Source organism: Bradyrhizobium sp. Leo170 (genome assembly GCF_004296405.1).
Taxonomy (GTDB): Bacteria; Pseudomonadota; Alphaproteobacteria; order Rhizobiales; family Xanthobacteraceae; genus Bradyrhizobium.
Genome location: NZ_PSRR01000577.1, coordinates 1 through 2,879, shown reverse-complemented (window position 1 = coordinate 2,879; position 2,879 = coordinate 1). Strand labels below are relative to the sequence as shown.

General features: G+C 62.5%; 4 protein-coding genes. All 4 read right to left on the bottom strand.

What is annotated here, in order from left to right; all coding sequences use genetic code 11:
* Positions 1–8 precede the first annotated feature (8 nt).
* Positions 9–590, bottom strand: a complete 582-nt coding sequence (locus CWO89_RS42620) for a peroxiredoxin (protein WP_130584183.1) — start codon at positions 588–590, stop codon at positions 9–11.
* 96 nt (positions 591–686) lie between these two features.
* Positions 687–1,160, bottom strand: a complete 474-nt coding sequence (gene smpB, locus CWO89_RS42615) for an SsrA-binding protein SmpB (protein ID WP_130584182.1) — start codon at positions 1,158–1,160, stop codon at positions 687–689.
* Between the two features lies 1 nt (position 1,161).
* Positions 1,162–1,575, bottom strand: coding sequence for a large conductance mechanosensitive channel protein MscL (gene mscL / locus CWO89_RS42610; RefSeq protein WP_130584181.1), 414 nt, complete (start codon positions 1,573–1,575; stop codon positions 1,162–1,164).
* A gap of 59 nt (positions 1,576–1,634) precedes the next feature.
* Positions 1,635–2,525 (bottom strand): 4-hydroxy-tetrahydrodipicolinate synthase, encoded by an 891-nt coding sequence (gene dapA / locus CWO89_RS42605; protein ID WP_130584180.1) that lies wholly within the window; start codon positions 2,523–2,525, stop codon positions 1,635–1,637.
* Positions 2,526–2,879 lie beyond the last annotated feature (354 nt).

The following is a 2,879-nucleotide window of genomic DNA, read 5'->3' as shown; positions in this document are numbered from 1 at the left end:
CTACAAACCTAGCCGCTTACCGGATTTTCCCGCAGCCATTCCAGCACATCGCCGGCGTTCCGGTCGGGCGGGAACACCGGATAGAAGACGTGGGTGATGCGCCCGTCGTCGATGATCAGCGCCAGCCGCCTGATCAGCGTCAGCCCCGCCACCTCCATGGTCGGCAGTTTGAGCGCGCGCGTCAGCTCAAGCGTCTCGTCCGAGAGCACCGGAAACGGCAGATGCAGGCGCGAGGCCATCTCGGTCTGGTATTCGTTGCTCTGCGTCGACAGGCCGAACACGTGGCTGGCTCCGGCGGCCTTGAGCTCGGCGAACAGGTCGCGGAAGGCGCAGGTCTGCGGCGTGCAGCCGCGCGCGCCCGGGACCATGTCCCAGTCGTCGACAAGCGCAATCTTGCCGGGCTCGCCAGTGCGCGGATAGGCGAACACCACCGTGCGCCCCTTCAGCGAAGACAGTGTCACTGACGTATCGTCGGTCGCCACCAAGCTGACTGGCGGGATCGCCATGCCCTCCAGATGCGCGGCGCCGCCATCATCAGTCGGCGCGGGGATCTTGCTCCAGTCGACTTCAAGCAGGTTTGGTTGAGCCATCTTACGCTCCGTCATGTGGCGAATGGCGAGTAGCGAATGGCGAATAGGGAAGGTCTCCGCCACTATTCGCCATTCGCCACTCGCTATTCGCTTATCTCACCCCCGCGCGCGCAGCAGGCGGCCCTTCTCGCGGCCCCAGTCACGCTTCTTTTCGGTCTCGCGCTTGTCGTGCAGCTTCTTGCCCTTGGCGACCGCGAGCAACAGCTTGGCGCGACCGCGTTCGTTGAAATAGAGCTTCAGCGGGATCAGCGTCATGCCTTCGCGATCGACCGCGCCCATCAACTTGCTGATCTGCTTCTTGTGAAGCAGCAATTTGCGCGGGCGCTTCGGCTCGTGATTGAAGCGGTTGGCCTGCAGGTATTCCGGGATATTGGCGTTGATCAGCCATATCTCGCCGTTCTTGGAATCCGCATAGGACTCCGCGATCGTGCTCTTGCCGCCGCGGATCGACTTCACCTCGGTGCCGGTCAGTGCAATGCCCGCCTCGATGGTGTCCTCGATCGCATAGTTGAAGCGCGCCTTGCGATTCTCGGCGACGACTTTGATCGGACGTTCGTTTTTCTCGGCCACTTCAGGATTTCTTGAGGAGATCGCGAATTTCGGTCAACAATTCTTCCTGCCGGGTCAATTTCGCCGGCGCCGGCGCTGCCTCTTGGCTGCGCTTCAACTGGTTCATGAGCCGGATCACGATGAACAGCACGAAGGCGACGATCAGGAAATTCAGGGTCAGCGTCAGGAAACTGCCCCAAGCCAATACGGCACCTTGCTTCTTGGCGTCCGCGAGGTTGCTGGCGGTAACCGCCTTCGACAGCGGCGTGAAGTAGTTGGAGAAGTCGAGCCCGCCGGTGATCGCGCCGATCACGGGCATGATCACGTCGCCGACAAGCGAATTCACGATCGCGCCGAAGGCCGCGCCGATGATGACGCCAACCGCGAGGTCGACGACACTGCCCTTCATCGCGAACTCTTGGAATTCCTTGAGCATGCGAAGCCCCTTCTCCTCGACCTGGCCGACCGGACCAGCCAGGCGCCACCCGACGTGCTTTAGTTAATCAGGCCGGCATGCACCATGGCACCGCGCACGGCCACGCGCGTGGATTCGGCAACCGGCACCATCGGCAGCCGCAGCCGCTCCTCCAGTTTGCCCAGCAGCGACATCGCGTATTTCACCGGCCCGGGATTGCTCTCGACGAAGAGGTTGGTGTGCAGCGGCATCAACTTGTCGTGCAGCTTCAGCGCGGTCGCGACATCGCCCTTCTGCCAGGCGGCATGGAACTCGGCGCATAGCCGCGGCGCCACGTTCGAGGTCACGGAGATGCAACCATGGCCGCCATGGGCCATGTAGCCGAGCACGGTCGCGTCCTCGCCCGAGAGCTGGTTGAAATCCTCGCCCATCGCCGCCCGCTGCTGCGACACCCTCACCATGCTCGCGGTGGCGTCCTTGACGCCGGCGATGTTCTTCAGTTCCCACAGCCGCATCATCGTGTCGACCGACATGTCGATCACCGAGCGCGGCGGGATATTGTAGATAATGATCGGGATTCCAATCGCATCGTTGATCGCCTTGAAGTGCTGGTAGAGCCCCTCCTGGGTCGGCTTGTTGTAATAGGGGGTGACGACCAGCACGGCGTCGGCGCCGGCCTGCTCGGCGTGCTCGGACAGCTCGATCGCCTCCTTGGTCGAATTGGAACCGGCGCCCGCGATGACGGGCACCCTGCCCTTGGCCTCACTGACGCACCATTCGACCACCCGCTTGTGCTCGTCATGGCTGAGCGTCGGGCTTTCGCCCGTGGTGCCGACCGGAACCAGGCCGTTGGTGCCCTCGGATATCTGCCAGTTCACCAGGGAGCGAAAGGCCGCCTCGTCCACGGAACCGTTCTTGAATGGCGTTACCAAAGCGGTGAACGAGCCGCGGAATTTTGTCTTGGCTGCCATGGACTTCCTCCAAACACTTCTAAGGGTTGCGGCGCGGGTCAGAAAGGCCAATTCATATCGAGTCCGGCGGCCAGGCGAAAGGGCCGCAGTCCCCGTCCCATTGCCAGCCGCGATTTTGCCGCTGTCATGGCGCAAATATCGCTTCCGCGACACTTTTAGCAATTTGTCCACATATTCAATCAAATACAGCTGAGGCCTCAGCGATCAGATGATTCGCCGCCGCAGAGGAAAGCCGTGACCCCTTCCCCCCGCGCTGCCGCATTGCGATCGACCGCCTTGGCGACATCGCTAGCGTTGGCCTTCGCCCTGGCCGCGACGGCAGAAGCCGCGGCCGGCCCAAATGTTCCCTTGCCA

Bases quoted from the DNA above. Each gene is read 5' to 3' on its own strand.
- mscL (WP_130584181.1), bottom strand. From the start codon at position 1,575: ATGCTCAAGGAATTCCAAGAGTTCGCGATGAAGGGCAGTGTCGTCGAC.
- dapA (WP_130584180.1), bottom strand. From the start codon at position 2,525: ATGGCAGCCAAGACAAAATTCCGCGGCTCGTTCACCGCTTTGGTAACG.
- CWO89_RS42620 (WP_130584183.1), bottom strand. From the start codon at position 590: ATGGCTCAACCAAACCTGCTTGAAGTCGACTGGAGCAAGATCCCCGCG.